The sequence below is a fragment of the Plantactinospora sp. CNZ320 genome (assembly GCF_002846275.1).
Map to the genome: position 1 here is coordinate 407531 of NZ_PJMP01000001.1, position 25423 is coordinate 432953.

The following is a 25423-nucleotide window of genomic DNA, read 5'->3' on the forward strand; positions in this document are numbered from 1 at the left end:
CCGGTATCTCACCCCTCCGCCCGGGAGCCCGAGACCGAGCGCACCGTCCTGCGGTGCCGCGCCGGTGGATAGGGAGGGGGCCGTGCGATGCGACTTCTCGTGACCGGCGGAGCCGGCTTCATCGGGTCCAATCTGGTGGAGTCCGCGTTGGTCGATCCGGCGATCACCGACCTACGGGTCATCGACGACCTCTCCACCGGGCTCGCCGCCAACCTGCGTGGACAGGACGTCGAACTCGTCGAGGGGTCCATCCTGGACCCGACAGCGCTGGACCGGGCGATGGCCGGCCGGGACGCCGTCGTGCACCTGGCGGCCCTGCCCAGCGTGCCCCGCTCGGTGCGCTATCCGCTCGACTCGCACGCCGCCAACGCCACCGGAACGCTCATGGTGCTGGAGGCGGCCCGCCGGCACGAGGTCGGCCACCTGGTCGTCGCCTCGTCCTCCTCGGTGTACGGGGCGAACCCCGGCCTGCCGAAGAACGAACTGGACTGGACCAGGCCGCTGAGCCCGTACGCGGCGAGCAAGCTCGCCACCGAGGCGTACACGCTGGCCTACCAGGCGTCGTACGGGTTCGCCGCGCTCGCCTTCCGGTTCTTCAACGTGTACGGGCCACGGCAGCGGCACGACCACCCGTACGCCGCGGTGGTTCCCCGGTTCGTGCACGCGGCACTCTGCGGCGAACCAGTGGTCTTCTACGGCGACGGCGACCAGTCCCGCGACTTCACCCACGTGTCGACGGTCTGTGCCGTCCTGCTCGACGCCGTCCGGCGCCGGGTCCGGCACGATCAGCCGGTCAACCTCGCCTTCGAGACCCGGACCAGCCTGCGTGACCTGGTCGCGGCGCTGGAGACCGTGCTCGGCCGGCCGATTCCCCGACAGGTCGCCGCGGCGCGTCCGGGCGACGTACGGCACTCCCAGGCCGACAGCGCGCTGCTCCGGGAACTCTTCCCCGGCGTCGAGCCGGCAGCACTGCTCGACGGGCTCCGCTCGACGGTGGCCTGGTACGAGTCCGAACTCGCGGATCGGCGCGTCACTGCGGCACCGGTGCTGGTGCCGGCACGAGGCGCGGCCGGTGCAGAGGGGGCGACATGCATGTAGTGATCATGGCGGGTGGCAAGGGTGTCCGGCTGCGGCCGTACACCACCTCGCTACCCAAGCCGCTGGTGCCGATCGGGGACAGCTACGCGGTACTGGAGATCGTGCTGCGGCAGCTCGCCGCGCGCGGGTTCACCCGGGCCACGCTGGCGATCAACCACCTGGGTTCGCTGGTCCGGGCCTTCGTCGGCGACGGCGCCCGGTTCGGCATCGAGGTGGAGTACCTGGAGGAACACGTTCCGCTCTCCACGGTCGGCCCGCTGTTCATGATGCGCGACCGGCTGCCGGAGCACTTCCTCGTGATGAACGGCGACATCCTGACCGATCTGGACTACGCCGACCTGCTGCGGGTGCACGCCGGCTCCGGCGCCCCGCTCACCGTCGCCACGTTCCGGCGTACCGTCAAGATCGATTTTGGGGTGCTCGCCACCGAACGCGGCCGGGTGGTGCGGTTCGAGGAGAAACCCACCCTCGACTACCGGGTCAGCATGGGCGTCTACGGCCTCTCCGCCGCCGCGATCGAGTCCTATCCGGCCGGACTCGCGTTCGGCTTCGACCAGCTCATGCTCGACCTGATCGCCCAGGACCGGCTGCCGGCCAGCTACGACTTCGACGGGTACTGGCTGGACATCGGCCGGCCCGAGGACTACGACGAGGCCAACCGGTCCTTCGAGATGCTCCGGCCGCTGCTGCTGCCCTCGACCGTGCCGGAGCCGGTGTGAGCACCGTCCTGCTGTTCGGGGCGTCGGGATTCGTCGGTCGGCAGGTCCGGGCGGTACTCGCACCCGACGCCGAGCTGCACTGCCCGGAACGCGCCGACTGCGACCTCGGCACGGTCGAACTCCGCGAGCTGACCCGACTGGTCCGGGCCGTCGCACCGGACGCGGTGGTCAACTGTACGGGCGCGCTGGACGGCACCGACGACCAACTCGTGCTCGGCAACACCCTGGTGACGGCGAAACTCGTCGAGGCGGTCGCGTCCGGGGCACCCGGGGCCAGACTCGTCCGGATCGGCTCGGCCGGCGAGTACGGCCCGATCCCGCCGGGTGAGGCGGCCGACGAGTCCGCCGGCACCCGCCCGACCGGCGCGTACGGCATCAGCCACCTGGCCGGTACCCGGCTGGTCGAGCTGGCCTCGCGGGCCGGCCGGGTCGACGGGGTGGTGCTGCGGGTCTTCAACCCGGTCGGCCCCGGCCTGCCCACCGGCAACGTCCTCGGCCGTGCCGCTCTGCTGCTGCGCCAGGCGCTGGCCCGGGGCGAGGACCGGATCACCCTCGGCAGCCTCGACGCCCACCGCGACTTCGTCGACGTCCGGGACGTGGCGCTCGCGGTCCGGGCCGCGGTCCAGATCCGGACCCTGCCGCAGCGGATCTTCAACATCGGCAGCGGTCATGCCGTGCCGACCCGGACCGCGGTGCGACTGCTGGCCCGGGCCGCCGGGTTCACCGGCCGGATCGTGGAGCAGGCGGACCCGCAGGGCACCTCCCGCTCGGGCGGCGTCACCTGGGCGTGCGCCGATATCCGCGCCGCCGCCGACCTGCTCGGCTGGCAACCCAGCTACGAGCTGCCGGCCTCGGTCTCGGCGCTGTGGTACGCCACGGCCGGCATCCAGCTTCCGGACCGGGGCGTGTTCCCGGCCGTCACCCCGCCAGCACAGCCAAAGGAGTCGGCGTGTATCCAAGAATCGGCGTCGTAGGACTCGGTTACGTCGGGTTGACGCTCAGCGCGGTCCTGGCCGAGCGGGGCCACCGGGTCTGCGGCGTGGACGCCAACCCCGAGGTGCTGGAGTCGCTGCGGCGCGGTCGGCTGCACCTCTTCGAGCCGGGCCTGGAACGGATCCTCGGCGCCGCGGTGGGCGACTCGCTGCGGCTGCGGACCGAACTGGATTCCGAGGTCGACGCAGTGATCATCTGCGTCTCCACCCCGGTCGACCCGGACACCCACCGACCCGACCTGACGAACCTGGCGCGGGCGGCCACCGACGTCGCCCGCACCTGCGCCCCGGACACGCTGGTGGTGGTGCGCAGCACCGTGCCGGTCGGGACCTGCCGCCGGGTGGTGCTGCCGGCGCTGACCCGAAGCTGGGGGACGGCCCGCCTGGTCATGGCGCCCGAACGCACCATCCAGGGGCAGGCGCTGCGCGAACTCGTCGAACTGCCGCAGGTGGTCGGCGGGCTGGACGAGGAGAGCCTGCGGGCCGGTCGGGACCTCTTCGCCGGGATCGCCCGGCAGGTCGTGCCGGTCTCCAGCCTGGAGGCGGCCGAGTTGGTCAAGCTCGCCAACAACTGCCACACCGACCTGATCTACGCCTACGGCAACGAGGTGGCCCTGGTCGCCGAGCGGCACGGGCTCGACCCGCTGGAGGTGATCCGGGCCGCGAACGTCGACTATCCACGCCCCGACCTCGCCCGGCCCGGGTACGTCGGCGGCGGCTGCCTCTCCAAGGACCCGTACCTGATGGTCGCCAGCGCCGGTGACGCGCCACCGGACCTGGTCGGCGCGGCGCGCCGGCTCAACGAACGCCTGCCCCGGCACGTGGCCGAGACGGTGCTGGAGCTGCTCCGCCAGGAGCGGGGACGGACCGCGGGTGCCCGGTTGGCGGTGCTGGGCTGGGCATACAAGGGCTGGCCGCCCACCGACGACATGCGCGGCGCTCCGATCGACGCGATGATGCCGATCTTCCAGGCCGCCGGGGTGACGGTGACCGGCCACGACGCGCTGGTCCCGCCCGAGGTGATCCGGCGGCACGGCGGCGAGCCGGTCAGCCTGGACGAGGCGTTCCGGAACTCCGACGCGGTGCTGGTGCTCACCGACCATCCGGACTACTGCGCCATCCAGCTCGACAAGCTGCTCGGCGAGGCAGGGTCGGGTGGTCCTGGTGTTCGTCCGGCGGTGGTCTACGACTCGTGGCGGATCCTCGACGAGGCGGCCCTCGTCGCCGCCGGTGTCCGGTACGCCGGCATCGGCTACCGGCCGGCGCATCGAACCGGAGTGCCGGCATGAGCCGCGCTCTCGTACTCGGCGGTGCCGGGTTCATCGGACTGCACCTGACCCGCCGGCTCGTCGCCGACGGCCACGAGGTGACCTGCGTCGACGACTTCTCCCGGGGTCGCTGGGACGACGAGCTGGCCCTGGCCTCCTCGGCAGGTGTCGAGGTCGTCTCCGCCGACCTGACCCGGCCGTCGGCCTGGGCCGCCCTGCCACACGGGTACGACCAGATCTACCTGCTGGCCGCGGTCGTCGGCGTACGCAACGTGGCGGCGGATCCGAGCCGGGTGATCCAGGTGAACACCCTGACCGCGCTGCACCTGCTGGACTGGCTGATCCCCGGTGACCGGGTCTTCTTCAGCTCCACGAGCGAGGTCTACGCCGGCGGGGTGACCGCCGGGGTGGTGCCGGTGCCGACCGACGAGCGGGTACCGGTACTCGTGCCGAACGTGGCCGCGCCCCGGTTCGCGTACGGGATCAGCAAGCTGCTCGGCGAGTCCGCCCTGCTGCACGGCGCCGCCGCGAAGGGCTGCCACCTGGTGATCGGCCGCTTCCACAACGTCTACGGCCCACGGATGGGCGCCGACCACGTCATCCCGGAGATGGTGCTGCGGGCGCTGGCCGCCGAGAACCCGTTCCGGGTCTGGGGCGCCGACCAGTCGCGGGCCTTCTGCCACGTCGACGACGCGGTCGAGGCGGTGTTACGGCTGATGGGCCTGCCGGAGGCGCCCGGCGTGGTCAACATCGGCAACGACGCCGAGGAGACGAACATCGCCGACCTGGCCAAGCTGGTGCTGCGGGTGGCTCGGGTCGACACCGCGCTGGCGATGCTGCCGGCCCCGGCCGACTCGGTCGCCCGGCGCTGCCCGGACCTCAGCCTGCTGCGCCGGCTGACCGGCTTCGAGCCGGAGGTGTCGCTGGAGGAGGGCGTCCGCCGGACCTTCGAGTGGTACCGCGACCACGTCACGCCGTCCGTCGGGCCGTCCCGGCCGGAGCCGCACCGATGAGTCCGCGGGGTTGGCTGAGCGGGTTCGTCCGGAGCGGCATGGATCCCCGGCTGACCGCGCTGATCGGCTCCGGTTACCTGTCGGTCCGCGCGCGTGGCCGCTGCGTACTGCGTCACGACGACGGCGTCTGGATCCACCGGTACCGCGACGGGGTGCTGGTGGACAACCGCGTCGGTGGCCCGACACCGGCGATGCAGGACCGGGCGACCACCGACGTCTTCCTGCACGACTACCGGCCGCGACCCGGCGACACGGTGCTGGACATTGGTGCCGGGGTCGGTGGCGAGGTGCGGCTCTTCTCCCGGCTGGTCGGCCCACGGGGTCGGGTGGTGAGCGTCGAGGCGCACCCGCGCACCTTCCGCTGCCTCGCCCGCACAATGGTGGAGAACGGGCTGACCAACGTGACGACGTTGCAGTGCGCGGTAGTCGGCCAGCCGGGGCCGGTGCGCATCGAGGACGATCCGGAGCTGCACATCCGCAACGGTCTGACCTCGGACCCGGCCGCCGGGGTGCTGGTGCCGGGGCGGACCCTGGAGGAGATCCTGACGACGCTCGACCTGCGCCGGGTCGACCTGTTGAAGATGAACATCGAGGGGGCGGAGGCGGCCGTGCTGGCCGGCTCGGTCGAGGCGCTGGATCGGGTACGCCACCTGGTCGTATCCTGCCACGACTTCCTGGCGGATCTGCCGGGGCGGGGCTGGCAGCGTACCTTCGACGAGGTCACTGCGCTGTTGCGCGCGGCCGGGTACACCATCCGGACCCGTCCCCATGATCCCCGGCCGTGGATCCCGTACTACGTGTACGCGTCCCGCCCGGAACCGTCCGTGCTCGTCCCGCCGCAGGGCTCGGCACCGAACCCGGCGACCTGTGATGTCGCGGTGGAGCCCGAACCGAGCGGTGGAGCGTCGTGACCAGACGGGTGTCGCGGGGACGTTCCGGCCCCGGCTGTCGTCCCGTCGTCCCGGCGGCGGATCGGCGGTGCCGGACGTCGTGGTCCCGGTGATGCCCGCAGACGTGCGGCGGGGCGCCTCCGACCTCCAGGGCGACCTGCTGCTCGCCGGCTGTCTGGTGGGGACGGTCACCGCCGTACTGCTGGCGGTCGAGCCGATGCTCTGGCACCCGTTCGTCGTCCCGGTCGCCCTCTGCGGGATGCTGGTCGGCGCGGACGTCGCGGCCTGGTTGCGCCGCAGACTGGACATCTTCGACCCACGGGCGCTGCTGGGTCTGCTGGGGTTCCACTTCTTCTTCCTGGCTCCGCTGCTGCACGTCACGCTCGACTACTGGCCGGCGACCGTACATCTGCCGGGGAGCTGGCGGGACGCGCTGGGCGCGATGGCCGTACTCAACTGCATCGGGTTGCTGCTCTACCGGATCGTCCTGGCGCTGCCGGGGTACCGGGGCCGGAGCGGGGGACGGGGCGGCGGCCCACGGTTCCGGGTGGACGAGAGGCGACTGGTACGCGTCGTGGCCGTCGCCGTGGCGGTCGGCGTGCTCGCGTTCGTCGTCGAGATCGCCATGTTCGGCGGCATCGGCGGCTACCTCAACGCGATGACCGGTGAACGGGAGGTTCTCGCCGGAACGGGCTGGTTGCTGATCCTGGCCGAGTCGTTCCCGCTGCTGACCTTCCTGCTCGTGTTGCTGCGCTGGCGTCGTACCCTGGCCGGCCGGCCCGCCGTGGTGGCGCTGCTGCTGGTCGGGCTGGCGGTGGTGCAGTTCCTGGTCGGTGGCCTGCGCGGCAGCCGGAGCAACACGGTCTGGCCGGTACTGCTCGGTCTGATCCTGGTCCACCTGCTGGTCGTCCGGGTCTCCCGCAGGGCGCTGGCGATCGTCGGGCTCTTCCTCGTCTCCTTCATGTACCTGTACGGGATCTACAAGAGCGGCGGTACCCAGGCGGTCGACGCCGTCCGCAGTGGCCGCAGCGTCACACAGCTCTCCGCCGAGACCGGCCGGGACGTGCCCACGCTGCTCCTGGGCGACCTGGCCAGGGCCGACATCCAGGCGGTGGTGCTGGACCGCAAGCGCCAGGGCGTCGGCGAACTCGGCTACGGCCTCTCCTATCTCGGCGACCTGACGACCGTGGTTCCCCGGGCACTCCTGCCCGAGCGCGTGCCAAGCAAGATCGATTTTGGTACCGAGACGATCGCCGGTCCGGGGGCCTTCGACTACGAGACGGGACGATGGGTCAGCCGGGTCTACGGGATCGCCGGGGAGGCGATGCTGAACTTCGGCCCGCCCGGCGCCGTCGCCTCCTTCCTGGTGCTGGGCCTGCTGATCCGCGGGGTCACCGCGCTCTACCTGCGGGCGCGGCGTGCGGAGACACTGGCACCCCGGATCCTGACGCCCTCGTTGTGCCTGGCGGCCGTGCTCATGCTCAGCAGCGACCTCGACAACATCACGATCCTCCTGCTCACCCGCTTCGCCCCGGTGGGCTTGGCGGTGCTGCTCGCGACGACGGTGCTGCGGCCGACGGCCGGGCCGATGATCTCCGCCGCTCAGCGTCCCGCCGGTGCCTTCCGCTCGACTGCGTCCCGCACCTCGCGGTAGAACCCGTCGCGGCGGCGGGTGAGTTCCTCGTCCAAGAAGGCCCGGGAGCGGGCGAGGTTACGCGCCGAGGCGGTCGACATCCGGTGCGGTTGCGTCAGGTGGTCGGTGATCAGACGGGCGAGCCCGGCGACGTCGTCCGAGGCCACCAACTCCTCCGGGGGCAGCAGCTCGGGGATGCCGCCGACCGAGGTGGCGACGGCGGGCAGCCCCCGGGCCATCGCCTCGATGAGGGCCTTCGGCAGCCCTTCCGTGCGGGACGGCATGACGAAGAGGTCGGCGGCGTCGAGTTGCCGGCGTACCTCCGTGGCGGCGCTTACCGTGCCGGTGAAGTGCACCTGCCGGCGTACCCCGAGGTCGGTGGCGAGCCGTTCCAGCCGGGGTCGGTACCGTCCGTCGCCCAGGTGTACCAGGCGTACCGGCGTACCGGCCGCCGCGAGCCGGGGGAGTGCCCGGATCAGGATGTCGATCCCCTTGTACATCTGCTCGAGGGAACCGACCGAGATGAGCGTGCGTGCCTCGCGACAGCGTTCGACACCACGGGGCGCGGGCACGAAGGCCTCGGCCGGGAGGTCGACGCTGGAGTAGCTGGCGGTGACCGCGCCGGGAGCGGCCGGATAGCGGGCCTGGAGGTACGCCTCGGTCACGTATGCCACCCCGGTCGCGGTGGCGCAGTGGTCCCGCATCGCCGACATGTACCGGCGGCGGAGCACCGGTCGCAGCGGATGCTCCACCACTCCGGGGGCGAAGACGTCGAACGGATCCCCGACCACCTCTAGCGCGTACGGCGAGCCGACCCGTCGACGCGCCGAGACCAGCAGGGTACCGATGGGCGAGGGTGCCCGGACGATCACCGCGTCGGTGCTGGCGGCGGCCTGCCGTACGGCCCGGACGACCGCCGCCCGACGGCGCAGGTACTGCCGTGGCCCGACGTAGTACGGCACCGGGCAGATCGAGACGCCGTCACCGTCCACCCGGCGGGCGTCGTCCGGGGGTGTGGCCACCTCGGCGACCCGGGCCAGCACCCGCACCTGGTCGAAGCTGGAGAGGTATCGGGCGAAGAACCGCCGGGTCGGGCCGTCATGGGTCCAGACCGCCCCGTCCGGGGTACGGACGAACCGGGATTCCGTGGAGACGATCACCTTCACTGGACGTTCCTCGCTGTTGCCAGCCCAGCCGTGCCGGCTCTGCTATTACTACGGCGCAGTTTACCGTGTTTGTCGCTTTTGTTGGGTCCGGCGGCGAAGCCTTCGCCTGCGTCGCGACTGACGACGGTCACTTACCGGATTGGTAGCTTATAGGTCATTTGTACCGAATAGCATTGTCGCGGTGCGGAGCAAACGACTGACACGACAGCCGGCGACCCGGCCCGGCGACCACTGGACCTCCGACCAGCGGGCCTTCAACCACCAGACCAGGAAGACCGACGGTGCTGACCGTCGCGGCAGTGGGGCGGTCGTGACCGGGCCGACCGTCTCGGTGCTGCTGGTCAACTGGAACAGCCGGGAGGAGACCCGCCGCTGCCTGGACGCGCTCTGGGCGGCCCGCACCGAGGCCGTCGCACTCGACGTGGTCGTGGTCGACAACGCCTCGACGGACGGCTCGGCCGAGATGCTGGCGGCAGACCCACGGGTACGGCTCATCCGCAACGAGCGCAACGTCGGCCACGCCGTGGCGGTGAACCAGGCGTACCGGCAGGCCGGCGGGGAGCTGATCCTGTTGCTGTTCACCAGCGCGGTCAGACTCCATCCCGGTGCACTGGACACCATGGTCGACTTCCTCCGTGCCCGTACCGAGGTGGCCGGCGCCCTCCCACACTGTCTGCACCAGCCCTGGGTGCCGAGCCTTCCCGCCGTACTCGCCCTGGGCACCTCGCCGCGTCGGTTCCCGGAAGTCCCGCCGACAGTCGACACGTTCGGGCCGGATGCCGACGACCTGTCCAGGCTCCGGTGGCTCGCCGCCGCCGGTTGCGTGCTGCTCCGCCGCGACGCACTGCAACCGGATCGGCTCCTCGACGAGCGCTTTCCGGTCTACGGGACCGACCTGATGCTCGCCCGCACGCTGTCTGAGGCTGGGCAGCGGCTCTGCCTGGTCCCCGAGGCGGTCGCCACGCGTGGCCGGGGCACCGCCGGCCGGCTGCTCGGCACCCGGTCGGGTACCCGGCACCGCATCGGTGGACTGGTCCGCTACCTGCGATCGACCGAGCCCTGGTACCGGCTGGCGGTGTTCCGGCTCGTGCTGCTGGCCGACCATCTCGGCCGGCAGATCACCGGTCGTCCGACGGCCCTGGGGCTGCGCGAGCTGGGCGCGACGCTGCGCGGCGACATCGGCGTACTGCCCGACGGCGACATCCGGGAGTGGGCGGTGCTCTCCGGCGACGGCCAGTGGGCTGCCGAGCACTACTTCCGGATAGTCACCGGGCAGCGGGTGCACGACCAGCGGATCCTGCTGGTGCACCGGCCACGCCGACTGCGCGGTCGACGGCTGCGCGTCGAGTACGACGGCTCCTCGGTCTGGCACGCCACGCCTCCGGCACTGCTGCCCTTCGGCTGGAGCCTGGCACCGGTACGCCGGGTCAACCGGTGGTTCGCCGCCGGCGCGGTACGGCGCTGGTTGCAGGACCGGCCCGGAGTCCGGGTGCTACGACTCGACGACACCAGCCGCTACCTGGCCGGCCGGATCGGCGAGGATGAGATCGTCCCCGCGACGGCGACCCGATTCCCGGTACCCTCCGCCGGCCGGGGTGGGCGGCTCCCCGGGTACGCCCCGATCCAGGGCGCCGACGACGCGCTTCCGTCCGCCCTGACCTGACCTGACCTGACCGGTCCGGGAGGCGCAACGCAACCTCCTCCGGACCGTCGGTGTGCGTCGAGGTGGCGGCCACACCGGTACGCCAACCCGACGACGCTGATCGAAGTCCCGGCCGCGTCACTTGTGGTGCCGCCCCCGGCCCGGCAACCCGTGCCCGTCGCACCTTCACCAGGACGTGGCACTGTATGGTTTGCCCACCTGCTGGCGGCCTCGCGCCGGCACGCCGAGATGTCGAGGGTGAGATGGAGTTCCTGAGCAGTCCCGAGCTGTGGGTGGCGTTCGCGACGCTGCTGCTGCTCGAGGTGGTACTGGGCATCGACAACGTGGTGTTCATCTCGATCCTGGCCGGCCGGCTGCCCGAGCACCAGCAGGCGCGTGCCCGCACCATCGGCCTCTCGCTGGCCCTGGTGACCCGGTTGCTGCTGCTGGCCTCGCTCTCCTGGGTGATCGGGCTGACCGCGACCCTCTTCACGGTCTTCGGGCAGGAGATCTCCGGCCGCGACCTGATCCTGTTGTTGGGTGGCCTGTTCCTGCTCGGCAAGGCGACCTATGAGATCCACGAGCATCTGGAGGGCGCCGAACACGGCCGTTCGGCCCGGGGCACCTCGTCGTTCGCGGCCGTGATCGCCCAGATCCTGGTCCTCGACATCGTCTTCTCGCTCGACTCGGTGATCACCGCGGTCGGCATGGTGGACCAGTTGTTCATCATGGTGGCGGCCGTCGTCGTCGCAATGGTGATCATGCTGATCTCGGCCGGTGCCGTCAGCCGGTTCGTCAATGAGCACCCGACTGTCAAGATGCTGGCCCTGTCGTTCCTGCTGCTGATCGGCGCCAGCCTGATCGCCGAGGGCTTCGACCAGCACATCCCCAAGGGCTACGTGTACGGCCCGATCGCCTTCTCCATCTTCGTCGAGTTCCTCAACCTGCGGGTACGGGCACGTCAGCAGCGGCGGGGGGCGCGGCCCGTGCACCTGCACCCCACCTACGTCAAGTCACCCGAGGCGGTCAAGTCAGCGGAGACCGTCGAGTCAGCGGAGCCGAAGGACTCCACCCCGTCGGACGGCTGAGAGCGCGAGCGTTCGGTGCGGGCTTCGTCCGCCTGTGGGTGCGTCAGAACGGCGGTTCTGCCACCTCAGCAGAGACCACATGCTGGCGTGGACGATGGCGGCCGGCAATGGTGGATGCGGCCGCTGTGCCGGCGTTCGGTTACCGGGTGAAGAACTCGTGGAGCGTGCCGGCGAAGGTCTTCGGGTCGGGCACGTGGGTCTGCCCCTCGATGATCCGACGCTCCGCACGGGGGATGGCGGCGCTGATCGCGTCAGCGGCGTCGTCGAAGAAGCCGGGTTGCAGCCCGCCGGTGTGCGGGTCGGCGGCTCCGCCGGTCGCAACCAGCGTCGGTTGCGTGATGGTGCCGAGCCGGGCGGTGGGGGGCCGCCCGTCGCCCAGGCAGTCCGCGTCGTAGCCGAGGGTCGGAGCGAGCCTTTCCAGATGCGGCCAGACCGGCGAGTTCCGCGCGGCGGCGATGTCCGCTTCGGGCGAGCCGGCGAGTCGCATGAACAGTTCCACGGCGTCGCCGCGCCGGCCCTCGCCGAGGGCGCGCTTCAGGTCGTCGACGTACGCCCGGAAGTAGTCGGTCGCCTCGGCGCTGGTCATGTACGGCACCTCGTAGACCGCGATGCGGCCGATCGGAAGCCCGGCCGAGGCGGCCTCCAGGGTGAGTGCCCCGCCCGAGGACGCGCCGAACAGGTGGGCCTGGCCACCCGCCTCGGCGATCAGCGCGGCGAGGTCGTCGACCTCACGACCCACCGCGTACGGCGGGGTGTCACCGCTGTCGCCTCGGCCCCTGCGGGCGTAGTTGTACACCGTGAAGTGCTCGGCCAGCTCCGCGGCGAGGGGTTCGTTCTCCGCGCCGTCGTCGAGGTTCCCGCCGATCAGGACGACGGCCGGCCCGCTGCCTGTGCGCCGGTATGCGATCGACGTGCCGTCCTTCGAGGTCACCCGGGCCATCTCTGTCTCCTAGCTTGGGGAGCTGTTGACCGGCTCCTAGGCTAGGAGCAGCCGCTCCTGAAAAACAAGTAGCATTATGATCGACGGATGCGGGGTTACGACGATCAGTGCGGAATAGCCCGAGCGCTCGGCGTGGTGGGGGAGCGATGGGCGCTGCTGGTGGTACGTGAGCTGTTCTTCGGTCCGAAACGGTTCACCGAGCTGCGGCACGGGCTGCCACGGGTCAGCGACAACGTCCTGAGCCAGCGCCTGCGCGAGCTGGAGCAGTCGGGCCTGGTGCGCCGGCGTCGGCTCGGACCACCGGCCGGGGTGTGGGTGTACGAACTGACCGCCCGTGGACGTGAACTGGAACCGGTGTTGGTCGCGTTGGGTCGCTGGGGGACCCGGATTCCGCTCGACGCCGCGACGGAGCCGGACCTCAGCGTTGACGCGTTGGCCTTCGCGTTGCGGACCACCTTCGCCCCGGACCTCGCCGGTGACCTGGCGGTGACGTGTCAGCTGCGTATCGGCGACGACATCTTCCGGCTCCGGGTCGCCGGGGGACGCTTCGAGGTGGCGCGTGCCGAGGCCGACGATGCGGACGTCACCGTCACCGCTGACGCGCCGACCCTGCAGTCCCTGGTCTTCACCGGCCGGTCGCTGGCCGAGGCCGAGCGGGCCGGCGAGGCCGCCGTCGAGGGCGACCGCCGGTCGGCACAGCTTCTTCTGCGGTGCTTTCCCGCAGTGGTCCCGGTGTCGGCGGCACCCCCGTGCTGAGACGGGCAGAACGACGTCGTGATCAGGTCAGCAGCACACCCAGGGCTGGTCAGGCGTCTGGCTCCGCAGCGGGTGCTGGCTGGAAACTGCGGAAGGTCAGGCTGAACCGACGACCCGCGTCGCGCATCCGGGGGACCGAGTGGGCCCACAGGCGCTGTGTCGCTGCAGTCATCAGGAGCACCGAACCGTGTTCGAGCGCGAGTTCGGTGCGGTGGGCCCGATCGATGCTGCGGAACACGATGCGACGCGTCGCGCCGAGCGAGACGACCGCGATCCTGCTCTCCGGGACCAGGCCCCGACCGGACCACCCTCCTGCCGGACAGGTCTGGCGGTGGTGGCCGGTCAGGTGTCGTCGGGGCGTTCCGCCGATCGCTGTACGATTTCCGCGGGAGCCGAGCGTGGCATGGAGGTGGACCGTCGACGCGACACTGTTGCGGATCGGGGAGGTGGCCGCGCAGGCCGGCGTCTCACCGCGCACAGTCGACTTCTACACAGGTCTGGATCTGATCGGCCCCGTTGCCCGGTCGGGCGGGAACTACCGGCTCTACCACCCCGAGGTGGTCGAGCGGATCACCGCGATCCGTGCTCTTGAGGCTCAGGGCGTGCCGTTGCAGGAGATCGCGGCGGCCCTGCGGCAGCCGGTGGCCGACGACCTCGACGCCAGGCTCGACCAACTCGACAATGCCCTGCACGCCCTGCAGGCCGCCACCCGGCACAGTGACGAACACGCGCACGGCCTGCTGACCGCGATCACCGCCCGCGCCCACGCCCTCATCAGCACCGCCCTCGACCTCACCTCCGGGCTGCCACCGGTTTGACCGGCCCGGCCGCCACCGCCTGGCAGCCTCCGGCCACCACCGCCCGGCAGCTTCCGGTCGCCCCCGTCCGGCAACCCCGGCCGCACCCGTCCGGTGCGCCTGGAAAACCCGGCGGCGATCCGGGGTGCGGCCGCTACCGTGTGGCGGATGAACCCTGACCCGGTGATGCACAACCGAGCCGCGTGGGACCGGCAGGTCGAGAAGGGCAACGAGTGGTCGCGCCCGGTCCCGGCGGAGACGATCGCCAGGGCGCGGGCCGGGGACTGGTCCGTCGTACTGATCGGCTACCAGCCGGTCGACCGTGCCTGGTTCCCGGCCGACCTCGCGGACGTGGACGTACTCTGCCTGGCCTCCGGTGGCGGACAGCAGGGCCCGACGCTCGCGGCCGCCGGCGCCCGCGTCACCGTCTTCGACAACTCACCACGGCAGCTCGAACAGGACCGGACGGTGGCCGACCGGGATGGTCTGGAGCTGCGGACGGTCCTCGGCGACATGCGCGACCTGTCGGTCTTCGCCGACTCCTCCTTCGATCTGGTCTTCAACCCGGTCTCGAACCTCTTCGTGCCCGAGCTCGCCCCGGTCTGGCGGGAGTGCTTCCGGGTGTTGCGGCCGGGCGGCGCGCTGCTCTGCGGCTTCGTCAACCCCGACGTCTTCCTCTTCGACCACGAGGCGTTGGACAAGCGCGGCGAACTGGTGGTACGGCACCGGCTGCCGTACAGCGACCTCACGCACGTTCCGGCCGAGGAGCGCGAGCGGCTCTGGGGTACGGACGCAGCGCTCGAGTACAGCCACACGCTCGCCGAGCAGATCGGCGGGCAGCTCGCCGCCGGATTCGTCGTCGTCGGGTTCGCGGAGGCACCACACCACTGCGACGCCACCGCCGGCTGGCTACCCGGCTATTTCGCCACCCGAGCGGTCAAGCCGACTCCTCGCTGATGAACGGCAACGGGCCGGTGATCGGCGGTAACCGACCCGGCCGGATCAGGGATTGGCGGCGAGGAACAGGAACGCGGCGCAGACGGAGACGTGCACGGCGCCCTGGAGCACCGTGGCCCGGCCGGGCATGATGGTCAGGATGCTGACGGCGGCGGTCAGCCCCAGCAGCACGATCTGGGTCGGGCCGAGGCCGAGCAGGAGTGGACCGTCGAGCCAGATCGAGGCGATCGCGATGGCCGGGATCGTCAGGCCGATGCTTGCCATGGCGGAGCCGAGGGCGAGGTTGAGGCTGATTTGCATCCGCCTGCGGCGGGCGTTGCGGGCTGCGGCGATCGTCTCCGGCAGCAGGATCAGCAGGGCGATGAGCACGCCGACGACCGCGTGCGGCATGCCGGCGCCGGTGACGGCGCTCTCGATGGTGGCGGACTCCACCTTGGCCAGCCCGACCACCGCGACGAGGGCGGCGACGAGCAACCCGAGGCTGACAAGCGTGGTACGCGTGGACGGTGCCGCCGCGTGCTCGTCGTCGTCCAGTTCGTCGTCGTCCCGTTCGGCGTTGCCATCGGCGTTGGCGCCTACGCTCACGCCTGCGACCGCCGGCACGGGCTTGCGGCGCCGGTGGACGATTCCGTCGTCCACCGGCAGGAAGTAGTCCCGGTGGCGGACGTTCTGCACCACGACGAAGAGTGCGTAGAGCACCAGCGACGCCACTGCGGCGAACGCCAGTTGGGCCCCGGTGAACTCCGGACCCGGCGTGCCGGTGGTGAAGGTGGGCAGGACGAGGCTGAGCACGGCGAGGGTGAGCACGGTGGCCAGCGCGGCGCCCGTACCCTCGGCGTTGAACGGCGTCACCCGGCCGCGCGAGGTGGCCACCAGCAGTGACACCCCGACGATCCCGTTGCAGGTGATCATGACTGCCGCGAAGACGGTGTCCCGGGCCAGCGAGGCCGTACCCGGACCTCCGGAGATCATGAGCGTGATGATCAGGCCGACCTCGATGACGGTCACGGCGACCGCCAGGATCAACGAGCCGAACGGCTCTCCGACCCGGTGCGCGACGACCTCCGCATGGTGCACCGCGGCGAGCACCGAGCCGGCCAGCAGGATCACCACGACGATCTCGACCATGACGGGCAGGTCACGTCCCCAGACCGCCACCAGGGCCAGCACCGCGAGCAGCGGGAGAGCGTTGGCCGAACGGTTGATCGTCTTACCCGACGTGGCAGCCGGTGGCGGTGTCAATGCTCTTCCTTCCGGTGGCGGTCCACGCCCGCTTGTGCCGGCACGACGGACACTTTACCCGGTGGCTCACCGGCCATGACCAGCACGGACCCACCTACTGGAGATCGACTGGCCGAGACCGTTACCGTCGGAAGGCCCTGGCGTCCGCGCGGTTCGATGCGTTGGCCGACCGGACGCGGGTCCGGGTGCTACCGGTGAACGCCACCTGCCGGAGCACCCTCCAGACGTGTCCGTCGAGCATGCGACGGCTCGTCACCGGCCACATCGGAGATCGCGGCCCAGCCGCTCCGCGCTCAGCGCTTCCACTGGGCCGAGCCGGCGTCCCACTCCGTGTACGTGTACGGGTTGTCCCGCACCTTCGTCTCGGGCACGTCCGGGTTCATCCCCTGCACCCAGGCGTCCTGCCCCATCGACTCGACCAGGTACTCGACGGTCCGCTCCACCGCGCGCCGCGCCTGGCCGAGGTCGACGCCGACCAGCCGGTGCTGGTGCTTGACGAGCCGGCCGTCGACCAGGACGGTGTGCACGTCGCCGCGCTGCGCCTGGAAGGCCACGTGGCCGTACGGGTTGAGGATCGGGAACATCACCGGCGAGTCGTCGTTCTTGATCAGTACGATGTCCGCCTTCCTGCCCGACGTCAGGCTGCCCAGCGTGTCGTCCAGGCCGAGGGCGCGGCTGCCGCCTCGGGTGGCCCACTCGACCACCTGCTCGGCGCGCAGGTGGCAGTGCGTGATCGTCTCCTGCCGGCCGTGCGCCTCCAGGTGTTCCCGGGAGCGGTCCGCGCCGAGGGTGGCACGCATGGCGGTGAAGAGGTCACCGCTCCACCAGACGCTGGTGTCCATGGAGAGCGAGACCGGGATGTCGTGCTGCCGTAGCTGCCAGGTGGGCGGGTAGCCCTGGCCGGCGCTCTGCTCGCTCTCTGTGGAGACCGAGACCGACCCGCCGGTGGCGGCGATCCGGTTGTACGAGTCCCGGGTCAGTGTGGCCGCGTGCACATAGACGGTCTCCGGGGTCATGAAGCCGTTCTCGTGCATCAGCCGGATGCCGTCGTCGTTGGTGGCGCCCCAGACCCCGGCGTGGGTGGTGACCGGTACGCCGAGTTCGCGGGCGACCTCGAAGGCGGCCCGCTCCGGAAAGGCCGGGTCGCCGGTGACGTCGAAGGCCATCTGGAAGCCGAGCATGTCGCCCCGGCCGGTGATGCGCCGCTCGACGAAGTCGCGGAACTCGGGGCTGGTCGCCCACTCCCACGGTCCCTGCTGGATGTTGCCGTAGGCGAGGACGAAGCGGCCGGGTACCGCCTCCAGGGCGTCGACCGCGGCGTCGGCGTGCTGCGGGGTCTGTAGCCCGTGCGACCAGTCGACGGTGGTGGTGACTCCGGCGTCGATCGCCTCGATGGCGGCGAGCAGGTTGCCGGCGTAGATGTCCTCGGGCCGGAAGAGCTTGCCAGACTCCAGGTAGTACCAGACGAAGTACTGGGTGAGCGTCCAATCTGCGCCGTAGCCGCGCATCGCGGTCTGCCACATGTGCCGGTGCGTGTCGATCATTCCGGGCATCACGATGCCGCCGCTGGCGTCGATCTCCAGTGCGCCGTCGGGAGCGGTCAGCCCGACGCCCACCTCGGCGATGCGGTCGCCGACCACGAGCACGTCGCCACCGGGCAGCACGGTGTGCGCGTCGTCCATCGTCAGCACCAGCCCGTCGCGCAGCAGCACCGGGCGGTCGGACTCGGTCGTGGCCATCGTCGACTCCTATCGGCGGAGTGATCCACGCGGACGATCGTCCGTATGGCGGGCGCAAAAGGTGGCGCAATTATTGTCCCGGCGTTTCGCGCCTGTCAACGAGCAGTACTCAGGGCCGAAGGTTGACAGCGATGCTGGTCGCGAACAGACTGACGAGCACGGACAAACGTCCGCGAGACGGACGGAGGCAGGCGCATGGCGGATCAGCCGGGTACCGGTGACACGCCGGGACCGCTGGCCGGACTGGTGGTCGCGGACTTCTCCCGGATCCTCGCCGGCCCGTACGCCACGATGCTGTTGGCGGACCTCGGCGCCGACGTGATCAAGGTGGAGGGGCCGGCCGGGGACGACACCCGTACCTGGATGCCGCCGGTCCGGGACGGGGTGGCCACCTACTACCTCGGGATCAACCGGAACAAGCGGTCGATCGCCCTCGACCTGCGGACACCGGAGGATCTCGCCGTGGCCAAGGCCCTCGCCGCCCGCGCCGACGTGATGATCGAGAACTTCAAGCCCGGCGGCATGCGGCGGTTCGGCCTCGACTACGCGTCGGTGGCGGCGGAGAACCCCGGCATCGTCTACGCCTCGATAAGCGGCTTCGGCACCGGAGCCGGCGCCTCGCTGCCCGGCTACGACCTGATGGTGCAGGCGATCTCCGGGTTGATGAGCCTCACCGGTGACCCGGACGGCTCGCCCTACCGGGCCGGCATCTCGGTCTTCGACGTGATGGCCGGGATGCACGCCAACATCGGCATCCTGGCCGCGCTGCACCACCGGACGACCAGCGGCCGGGGCCAGCACGTCGAGGTGAACCTGCTCTCCTCGGCCCTGTCCGGGCTGGTCAACCACAGCAGCGGATACGTCGCCGGCGGGGCGGTGCCGTACCGGATGGGTAACGCACACCCGAGCCTCTTCCCGTACGAGCCGCTGCCGGTCGCCGACGGCGAACTGATCGTCATCGCCGGCAACGACGGTCAGTTCCGCAAACTCTGCGAGGTGCTGGGGCTGCCGGAACTGGTCGACGACCCCCGGTTCGGGCGCAACCAGGACCGCACCGCCAACCGCGAGGAACTCCGCCCGCTGCTGGTGGAGCGGTTGCGTACCCGGACCCGGGACGAGTGGTTCGCCGACCTGATCGCCGCCGGGGTGCCGTGCGCGCCGATCAACACCATCGACCGCGGGGTCGCCTTCGCCGAGCAGGTCGGCCTCGACCCGGTGGTGACGCTGGGGGAGGGGGCCGACGCGGTGCCGATGGTCCGCAACCCGATCACCTTCTCGGCCACCCGTCCCCGGTACGACCTGCCCCCACCGGGGCTCGACGAGCACGGCGAGGAGATCCGCGCGTGGCTGACGAAGAACTGACCTTCCCCACCTCGATCGGCACCTCCGACGCCGACACGATCCGGCTGCTCGGCCACGACCTCGCCACCGAGATGATCGGCCAGGTCGGCTTCGGTGAACTCGCCTTCTGGCTGGTCGCCGGGCACCGACCCAGCCCGGCCCAGGTGCGCGTCTTCGAGGCGGTACTCGTCTCGCTCGCCGACCACGGCTTCACCCCGACCGCGATCGCCGCCCGGGTCACCTACCAGAGCGCGCCGGAGGCGTTGCAGGGCGCGCTGGCCGCCGGGCTGCTCGGCGGCGGCTCCCGGTTCCTCGGCGTCACCGAGGACAGCGGCCGGTTCCTCGCCGACACCCTGGCCGAGCTGACCGAACTGACCGGGGCGACCGAGGCGCCGACCGACGACGCCGGCTGGGACACCCTCGCGCTGGCCGCCGTCACCCGGGCCCGGTCCGAGCGCCGGCTCGTCCCCGGACTCGGTCACCCGGTGCATCGGGTACGCGACCCGCGTACCCCGGTGCTGATCGCGCTCGCCGAGCGGGAGGGGTTGCGCGGTCCCCACCTGCGACTCTTCGAGGCGATCGGCCGGGTCCATCCGCAGGTGCTCGGTCGTACCCTGCCGTTGAACGGTGCCGGTGTCTGCGGCGCCGCCCTGGCCGACCTCGGGCTGCCGCCGGAGCTGCTGCGCGGCTTCGCGCTGCTGGCCCGGGCCGCCGGGCTGCTCGGCCACCTGGCCGAGGAACGCCGCACCGGCACCGGGATGGAGATCTACCGCACCGTCGACCGCAACGCCCGCTACACACCCCCCGACCCCGCCTGAGAGGAGCCGCGATGGCCACCATCGCCGCGGTGATCGCCTCCACCCACCATCCGTTCTACTACCGGGCCAGCACCGCACAGGGCGAGGACCGGCCACCCTTCGCGGACGAGTGGGTACGCAAGATCCTGGCCTTCCGGGAGACGCTGACCCGGGCCAACCCCGACGTGCTGGTGATGGTCGGCTCCGACCACTTCCACCAGCTCTGGCTGGACAACATGCCGCAGTTCCTGATCGGCAAGGCCCCGTTCTACGACGCGAACTGGTACAACGAGGAACGCGAGTTCGGCCTGCCCCGGATGCTGCTGCAAGGCCACGAGGAGCTGTCCGCCCACCTGCTGCGCGAAGGGCTGGACGCCGGCTTCGACCTGGCGTTCAGCAACGAGTTGCGGATCGACCACAGCATCACCTGCCCGATCATCACGCTGCGCCCCGAGGCCGACCTGCCGATCGTGCCGATCTACACCAACATCTTCGCGCCGCCGCTGCCGCAGCCGAAGCGGTTCGTGCAGCTCGGCCAGACTGTCCGGGAACTGGTCGAGTCCTGGCCGAGCGACCTGCGGGTGGCGATCGTCGGCACCGGGCACCTGTCGCTGGAACTCGGCGGCCCCCGCCAGTTCGGCCCGCACGGCCCGGACCCGGAGTTCGACCGGAAGGCGGTGGAGTGGATCGCCACCGGCGACCTGGAGCGCTGCCTGGCCGAGGTGACCCTGGAGAGCCTGCACTCGCCCGGCAACGCCACCCACGGCTTCATGGACTTCATGCTGATGATGGGGGTGGCCGGGGCGGGCGCCAAGGCGGACCACGTCGACACCCTCGACCTGTTCCACACCATGGAGGCGTACTTCACCTGGTATCCGAACGGCGTACCGGGCGGGACGGGGGTGGCGTCGTGAGCAGATACCTGCTGAACAAGTTCCTCTACACGGTGGACCGGGACGCCGAACTCGTCGAGCGGTACCGGGACGACCCGCGCGGCACCGTCACCTGGTGGGAGGCCGAACGCGCCAACGCGGTGCTCAACTGCCACACCGGCGAGGCGAGCACCTGGCTGCGCTTCACCGACACCGAGCGGGAGGCGCTGGCCAGCCACGACTACGTCAAACTCTTCGAGCTCGGGGCGCACCCGTTCCTGACCCTGACCCTGTTCATCGCGATGTTCGAACGGGACCACCCCGAACCGCTCGGCTTCCAGAAGCACTACGCGGCCCGGCTGGCACACTTCGCGCTCCCGTACCCGGACATCGCGACCTGAGCCGCGACGACGCCGCCACTGTCGCCGCGGTCAGTGCCGGGCGGCGGTGGCGGCGCCGGCCACCTCGACCTGCGGCCGGGACTGCCAGCGGGCCCAGTCCGCGCTGATCGCGCTGGCCGCCTGGATGAGTCGCGGCAGATGCTGCTCGACGAGTACCTTGACGCTGGTCTCGGCCGAGTTGACGGTGACGTTCATCGCGGCCCGGACCGTGCCGTGGCCGTCCCGGATCGGCACCGCGATCGAGCGGATGCCCGGGGCGAGTTCGTCGTCGGCGAGCGCCCAGCCCCGGGCGCGGACCTCGCGGAGCATGGCGTCCAGCGCGGTACGGCTGTGCCGGACCTTCGGCTCCACCCCGGAACGACTGGGCTGGGCCAGCGCCGTGCCGAGCGTCTCCCGGTCGAGCGCGGCGAGCAGCACCTTGCCCTGCGAGGTCACGCTCGCCGGGAACCGGGTGCCGATCTGCACCCGCAGTGCGATGATCTTCGGTACCGCGACCCGGGCCATGTAGACGATGTCCGAGCCGTCGAGCTGGGCCATCGAGCTGGACTCCCCGGTGGCGGCGACCAGCTCCTGCATGTGCGGGCGGGCGACGTCCCAGAGCGAGAGCGCCCCGACGTACGCCATGCCGAGCTCCAACACCCGGGGCGTGAGTTCGTAGCTGCCCGCCTCGGCACGGACGTAGCCGAGTTCCTCAAGGGTGAGCAGGAAGCGTCGGGCGGTAGGTCGGGCCAGTCCGGCGGCGGCGGCGACCTCGCTGAGGGTCAGTCGGGGATGGTCGGCGTGGAAGACGGTGATGACCTTCAGCCCTCGGGCCAGGGCCTCGATGAAGTCGGGTCCTTCGCCACGCTGTGCCATCGTCCGCCTCTATCCGTCGTCGCTGCCGCATCCGCCGAGCTGTCGCATCCGTCGTCGCTGCCGCCTCGGTCGTCGCTGCCGCCTCGGTCCCGCCGTCGCCTCCGCTCGGTGCACCCTGACCGTCAAGCGAACACCAGTCCGGACGCGGGTGCAAATGTTTCCACAGCGAGTCTTGACATGCCTCAAGCGGCGGCGGAGATTGTGAGGTGCGCCGCGTCCGCGTAGCGGACGAACGTCCGCGACGCAGTCGACGGCCGCAGAGCCGAGTTATCGGAGGAGCAGGTTATGGCGCCGCAGACCGCAGTCCCACATGCCGTCGCCATCGGTCCGGTCCGCGCTCGGCGGTCAGCCGGTTGGCCTGCCGTGCCGGTTTCGGTGGGTGCGGCGTGAACCTCGGACTGCTGCTGCTCCGGCTGCTCCTCGCGGCACTGCTCTTCGGCCACGCCAGCCAGAAACTCTTCGGCTGGTTCCGCGGCCAGGGTCCCGCCGGGACCGGCGCCACCTTCCACACCTGGGGCTTCCGGCCCGGCCGGCAGATGGCGCTGCTGGCCGGTGTCGCCGAACTGTTCGGCGCGGCACTGATCGCGCTCGGCCTGGCCACCCCGCTCGGCGCGGCGATCGTGCTCGGCACGATGGTGGTGGCCGCCTCGGTCAACCTGCCGAACGGGCTCTGGGCACACCTCGGCGGTTACGAGGTGGCGTTCGTCTACGGTGCGTTGGCAGTCGTGCTGGCGTACACCGGGCCGGGTGCCTGGTCCCTCGACCACCTGCTCGGGCTGGACGGGTTCGCCGGCTACGGTTGGGGCACCCTCGCGCTGGCCGTCGGGCTGCTCGGCAGCGTACCGCCGCTGTTACGACGGCGCCGTGCCCTCGCCGCCGGCGACTGATCGCTCCGACCGCACTGAGCCAGACCAGGCCAGACCCGGCCACGGGTGCCGGGGCCGGCCTCGGGAGGTCCCCTCTGGTCAGTGTCGTGGCCGAAGTGCATTCGGCCCACCGGGGCAGGTCAGCGCCGGCGGTGCCGACATCACCCGGTGGCCTTGGGGGTCAAGCAGTCTGCTCCCCGCGCACGCAGGGATGAGGCCGGAGTACGCCGGTACGCGAGCCAGCCCATCGCCACGAACCAGGCGTGCAGTTCGAGTACGCCGATGCGCTGTACGAGCCCCGCGACGCCCTGCTCGGCACCGTCGGCGGTCGGTTGGAACGTGGCGAAGAAGGCGACCAGCAGGATCAGCGTCAGCGGGCTGCCGAGCAGCAGCCAGCTGCCGAACCGCCGCCAGCCGGGTACGCCCCGGAAGTAGTAACCGGCGACGAGGAATCCGACGACCGGTGTACCGATGGCGAGCACGAAGCCGAGGGTGTGTGGCAGTACCGCCTCGAGGTTGAAGATCCCGCAGACGACCTGCCCGACGCCGCTGCATCCGAGCAGTACCGCCGACCAGCGGCGCAGCCCGTGCCGGCCGGTCGGGACGGCCCGGAACACCGCGATCACCCCGACGAGCAGGATCAGCCCGGTGACGACGAAGGCGCTGTTCATGTACGGCGCTGTCGCGCCCATGCCGAGCCCGCTGATCGGCTGGCTGACCGGCGAGTAGTCGGTGAACCGGTGACCGAAGAGCGTGTACCCGTCGCTCACGACACCGAGGACGAGCCAGGCGAGGGTGAAGAGTGCCGGCCCGATGACGGCGCCCAGGGCGAGCCGCCGAGCGAGCGGGTGTCCGGGCTGGACGGCGGGGCGGCTGTCGCGGCGAGCGTTGTCGGGGCCGGCGGCAGGATCGAGGTGAGGGGCCGTAGTCATAAACTGACTATACATGTTATGTCTAATTCTGAGGTGTCGATAGGCTCGTGCCGTGCCCGAACCACGCCGATCCGTCCTCGCGCTGGCCGTGCTGTCGATGCTCACCGAGGAGCCGATGCACGCGTACCGGATGCAGCAGCTGATCAAGACGCGCCGCAAGGACGACGTGGTGAACGTCAGCCAGCGCAACAGCGTCTACCAGACGATCCAGCGCCTGCTCCGGGACGGACTCGTCGCCGTCGCCGCGACCGAACGCGCCGAGAACCGCCCGGAGCGCACGACGTACCGGATCACCGACGCCGGACGGGCGACCCTGACCGACTGGCTCCGCGCGATGCTCGCCAGCCCGGCGGCGGAGTATCCCGAGTTTCCGGCCGCGTTGTCGTTCCTGCCGAACCTCTCCCCGGCCGACGCGGTCGAGGCGCTGACGTTGCGGGTGACCCGGCTGGAGGAACGGCTCGCCGCCCTGGACCGGGAGATCGCCGAGGTCGCCACGTTCCTGCCCCGACTCTTCGCGATCGAGACGGAATACCGGCGCCAGGTCATCGACGCGGAACTGCACTACGTGCGTGACCTGGTGGCCGACCTGCGGGCGGAGCGGATCACCTGGCCCTTCGTCGACGGCGCACCCGGGCCCTTCCGCTGAACCGCGCCGGCCGGCGCCCAGGCCAGCACCGAACCCCGTCCGGGCCTGAAGTTGTGGCGGCGGCTCAGGAGCTAAGAACCCGGCTCAGGAGCTAAGAACCCGGCTCAGGAGCTAAGAACCCGGTTCAGGACCTGCGACCCCACTGTCCACGGTGGATCACATCGTCGCGGTCGCGGCGGCGTTCCGCGATGGCGGGGTTCTGCGGCGGCAGGTCGTCGGCGCGGTAGCCGACGCAGATGCCACCGATCGGCGCGTACTCGTCGGGAATGCCGAACTCGGCCTTGAACGCGGCCGTGTGCGCGGGAACCGCCACCACCGGATCGAAGTCGTCGCCGGCCGTCGGGGTGATGCCGAAGAAGCAGGCACCGAGCCCCTCGTCGACGGCGGTCAGCAGCATCATCAGCGTGGCCATGCCGGTGTCGACGTACCAGTACGGTGCCGACCAGCGGGCCTCGGAGCGGTCGGTCCAGCCCTTGTCGGCTTCGGCGTACCGGGCAAGGTAGGCGGCCTTGTGCGCGAGGGGCACCACGACGAGCGGTGCGTCCTGCATGGTCGGGGTCTGTGCGACCCGGGTGGGGACGAAGGGCCAGAACCTGGCCCGGTCGGCCGGGTCGGTGAGCGCGAGGAAGGCCCAGCCCTGGGAGAAGCCGGCCGACGGTGCGCGCAGCGCACTGGCCAGGATCCTGTCGACGACCTCCGGACCGAGCGGCCGGTCGGAATAGTGGCGGACCATCCGGCGGCGGCGGATCACCTCGGCGAACTCCATGGGTAGA

The 25423-nt window shown here is 71.1% G+C and carries 26 protein-coding genes; 18 read left to right on the plus strand and 8 right to left on the minus strand.

All coding sequences use genetic code 11. The annotated features are described in order from the left end of the window. Positions 1-87: 87 nt before the first annotated feature. From CLT71_RS01605 to CLT71_RS01635, 7 genes are all read left to right on the plus strand, one after another. The gene (locus CLT71_RS01605; protein ID WP_101365515.1) at positions 88-1098 is read left to right on the plus strand and encodes an NAD-dependent epimerase/dehydratase family protein; all 1011 of its coding nucleotides are present in this window, start codon (positions 88-90) and stop codon (positions 1096-1098) included. Next, positions 1089-1817: a sugar phosphate nucleotidyltransferase gene (locus CLT71_RS01610; protein ID WP_101365516.1), complete on the plus strand. Its 729-nt coding sequence runs from the start codon at positions 1089-1091 to the stop codon at positions 1815-1817. Before CLT71_RS01605 ends, CLT71_RS01610 begins: the two co-directional genes overlap by 10 nt. Next, positions 1814-2791 carry an NAD-dependent epimerase/dehydratase family protein gene (locus CLT71_RS01615; protein WP_486482981.1) on the plus strand — a complete coding sequence of 326 codons (978 nt, stop codon included), beginning with the start codon at positions 1814-1816 and terminating at the stop codon, positions 2789-2791. Before CLT71_RS01610 ends, CLT71_RS01615 begins: the two co-directional genes overlap by 4 nt. Further along, positions 2767-4098 (plus strand): nucleotide sugar dehydrogenase, encoded by a 1332-nt coding sequence (locus CLT71_RS01620; protein ID WP_486482982.1) that lies wholly within the window; start codon positions 2767-2769, stop codon positions 4096-4098. Before CLT71_RS01615 ends, CLT71_RS01620 begins: the two co-directional genes overlap by 25 nt. Next, positions 4095-5090, plus strand: a complete 996-nt coding sequence (locus tag CLT71_RS01625) for an NAD-dependent epimerase/dehydratase family protein (RefSeq protein ID WP_101365517.1) — start codon at positions 4095-4097, stop codon at positions 5088-5090. The genes CLT71_RS01620 and CLT71_RS01625 overlap by 4 nt, the downstream gene beginning before the upstream one ends. Next, positions 5087-6001, plus strand: a complete 915-nt coding sequence (locus tag CLT71_RS01630) for an FkbM family methyltransferase (protein ID WP_101365518.1) — start codon at positions 5087-5089, stop codon at positions 5999-6001. The genes CLT71_RS01625 and CLT71_RS01630 overlap by 4 nt, the downstream gene beginning before the upstream one ends. 67 nt (positions 6002-6068) lie before the next feature. Next, complete coding sequence (locus CLT71_RS01635; protein WP_101365519.1) at positions 6069-7634, plus strand: hypothetical protein; 1566 nt, start codon at positions 6069-6071, stop codon at positions 7632-7634. Here CLT71_RS01635 and CLT71_RS01640 read toward each other — a convergent pair. Next, entirely contained in the window at positions 7583-8779 is a 1197-nt protein-coding gene (locus CLT71_RS01640; RefSeq protein WP_101365520.1) for a glycosyltransferase family 4 protein, read from the minus strand. The two genes, CLT71_RS01635 and CLT71_RS01640, sit on opposite strands and share 52 nt — an antisense overlap. Before the next feature lie 181 nt (positions 8780-8960). Between CLT71_RS01640 and CLT71_RS01645 the strand changes: the two genes are divergently transcribed. Both CLT71_RS01645 and CLT71_RS01650 read left to right on the plus strand, forming a co-directional pair. Beyond that, the gene (locus CLT71_RS01645) at positions 8961-10442 is read left to right on the plus strand and encodes a glycosyltransferase (RefSeq protein WP_158242148.1); all 1482 of its coding nucleotides are present in this window, start codon (positions 8961-8963) and stop codon (positions 10440-10442) included. Between the two features lie 242 nt (positions 10443-10684). Further along, positions 10685-11509, plus strand: a complete 825-nt coding sequence (locus CLT71_RS01650; protein ID WP_101365522.1) for a TerC family protein — start codon at positions 10685-10687, stop codon at positions 11507-11509. A 139-nt stretch (positions 11510-11648) separates the two neighbouring features. Here the strand turns inward: CLT71_RS01650 and CLT71_RS01655 are convergent, their stop codons facing one another. Continuing rightward, the gene (locus CLT71_RS01655) at positions 11649-12449 is read right to left on the minus strand and encodes an alpha/beta fold hydrolase (RefSeq protein ID WP_101365523.1); all 801 of its coding nucleotides are present in this window, start codon (positions 12447-12449) and stop codon (positions 11649-11651) included. Between the two features lie 87 nt (positions 12450-12536). Between CLT71_RS01655 and CLT71_RS01660 the strand changes: the two genes are divergently transcribed. Beyond that, the gene (locus tag CLT71_RS01660; RefSeq protein ID WP_199187473.1) at positions 12537-13205 is read left to right on the plus strand and encodes a winged helix-turn-helix transcriptional regulator; all 669 of its coding nucleotides are present in this window, start codon (positions 12537-12539) and stop codon (positions 13203-13205) included. Positions 13206-13254: 49 nt separating this feature from the next. On the opposite strand, the gene CLT71_RS01665 is transcribed toward CLT71_RS01660, so the two are convergent. Next, positions 13255-13683: an alpha-ketoglutarate-dependent dioxygenase AlkB gene (locus CLT71_RS01665; RefSeq protein ID WP_101371049.1), complete on the minus strand. Its 429-nt coding sequence runs from the start codon at positions 13681-13683 to the stop codon at positions 13255-13257. Here CLT71_RS01665 and CLT71_RS37320 point away from each other — a divergent pair. Next, positions 13604-14023 carry a MerR family transcriptional regulator gene (locus CLT71_RS37320; RefSeq protein ID WP_486482983.1) on the plus strand — a complete coding sequence of 140 codons (420 nt, stop codon included), beginning with the start codon at positions 13604-13606 and terminating at the stop codon, positions 14021-14023. The two genes, CLT71_RS01665 and CLT71_RS37320, sit on opposite strands and share 80 nt — an antisense overlap. Before the next feature lie 147 nt (positions 14024-14170). Beyond that, the gene (locus CLT71_RS01675) at positions 14171-14959 is read left to right on the plus strand and encodes a class I SAM-dependent methyltransferase (protein ID WP_101365524.1); all 789 of its coding nucleotides are present in this window, start codon (positions 14171-14173) and stop codon (positions 14957-14959) included. 45 nt (positions 14960-15004) lie between these two features. Here the strand turns inward: CLT71_RS01675 and CLT71_RS01680 are convergent, their stop codons facing one another. Together CLT71_RS01680 and CLT71_RS01685 are read right to left on the minus strand one after the other, a co-directional pair. Further along, on the minus strand, positions 15005-16087 hold the full coding sequence (locus tag CLT71_RS01680; protein ID WP_101371051.1) for a calcium:cation antiporter: 1083 nt from the start codon (positions 16085-16087) through the stop codon (positions 15005-15007). Between the two features lie 407 nt (positions 16088-16494). After that, on the minus strand, positions 16495-17940 hold the full coding sequence (locus tag CLT71_RS01685) for an amidohydrolase family protein (RefSeq protein ID WP_101365525.1): 1446 nt from the start codon (positions 17938-17940) through the stop codon (positions 16495-16497). 195 nt (positions 17941-18135) lie between these two features. Between CLT71_RS01685 and CLT71_RS01690 the strand changes: the two genes are divergently transcribed. From CLT71_RS01690 to CLT71_RS01705, 4 genes are read left to right on the plus strand one after another with little or no spacing between them, the layout of a single operon-like run. Beyond that, on the plus strand, positions 18136-19302 hold the full coding sequence (locus CLT71_RS01690; RefSeq protein WP_101365526.1) for a CaiB/BaiF CoA transferase family protein: 1167 nt from the start codon (positions 18136-18138) through the stop codon (positions 19300-19302). Beyond that, complete coding sequence (locus CLT71_RS01695; protein ID WP_101365527.1) at positions 19284-20099, plus strand: citryl-CoA lyase; 816 nt, start codon at positions 19284-19286, stop codon at positions 20097-20099. Before CLT71_RS01690 ends, CLT71_RS01695 begins: the two co-directional genes overlap by 19 nt. A gap of 11 nt (positions 20100-20110) precedes the next feature. Next, the gene (locus tag CLT71_RS01700; protein ID WP_101365528.1) at positions 20111-20992 is read left to right on the plus strand and encodes a DODA-type extradiol aromatic ring-opening family dioxygenase; all 882 of its coding nucleotides are present in this window, start codon (positions 20111-20113) and stop codon (positions 20990-20992) included. Beyond that, positions 20989-21351: a hypothetical protein gene (locus CLT71_RS01705; protein WP_101365529.1), complete on the plus strand. Its 363-nt coding sequence runs from the start codon at positions 20989-20991 to the stop codon at positions 21349-21351. The genes CLT71_RS01700 and CLT71_RS01705 overlap by 4 nt, the downstream gene beginning before the upstream one ends. 30 nt (positions 21352-21381) lie before the next feature. Here the strand turns inward: CLT71_RS01705 and CLT71_RS01710 are convergent, their stop codons facing one another. Further along, complete coding sequence (locus CLT71_RS01710) at positions 21382-22206, minus strand: IclR family transcriptional regulator domain-containing protein (protein WP_101365530.1); 825 nt, start codon at positions 22204-22206, stop codon at positions 21382-21384. Positions 22207-22592: 386 nt separating this feature from the next. On the opposite strand from CLT71_RS01710, the gene CLT71_RS01715 reads away from it, so the two are divergent. Continuing rightward, positions 22593-23093, plus strand: coding sequence for a DoxX family protein (locus tag CLT71_RS01715; RefSeq protein ID WP_101365531.1), 501 nt, complete (start codon positions 22593-22595; stop codon positions 23091-23093). Between the two features lie 140 nt (positions 23094-23233). Here the strand turns inward: CLT71_RS01715 and CLT71_RS01720 are convergent, their stop codons facing one another. Beyond that, positions 23234-24004, minus strand: a complete 771-nt coding sequence (locus tag CLT71_RS01720; RefSeq protein ID WP_158242149.1) for a DUF998 domain-containing protein — start codon at positions 24002-24004, stop codon at positions 23234-23236. A gap of 52 nt (positions 24005-24056) precedes the next feature. On the opposite strand from CLT71_RS01720, the gene CLT71_RS01725 reads away from it, so the two are divergent. Next, complete coding sequence (locus CLT71_RS01725; RefSeq protein ID WP_486482984.1) at positions 24057-24650, plus strand: PadR family transcriptional regulator; 594 nt, start codon at positions 24057-24059, stop codon at positions 24648-24650. Between the two features lie 124 nt (positions 24651-24774). Here CLT71_RS01725 and CLT71_RS01730 read toward each other — a convergent pair whose 3' ends face one another. Then, positions 24775-25416 carry a nitroreductase family protein gene (locus CLT71_RS01730; protein WP_101365533.1) on the minus strand — a complete coding sequence of 214 codons (642 nt, stop codon included), beginning with the start codon at positions 25414-25416 and terminating at the stop codon, positions 24775-24777. Positions 25417-25423 lie beyond the last annotated feature (7 nt).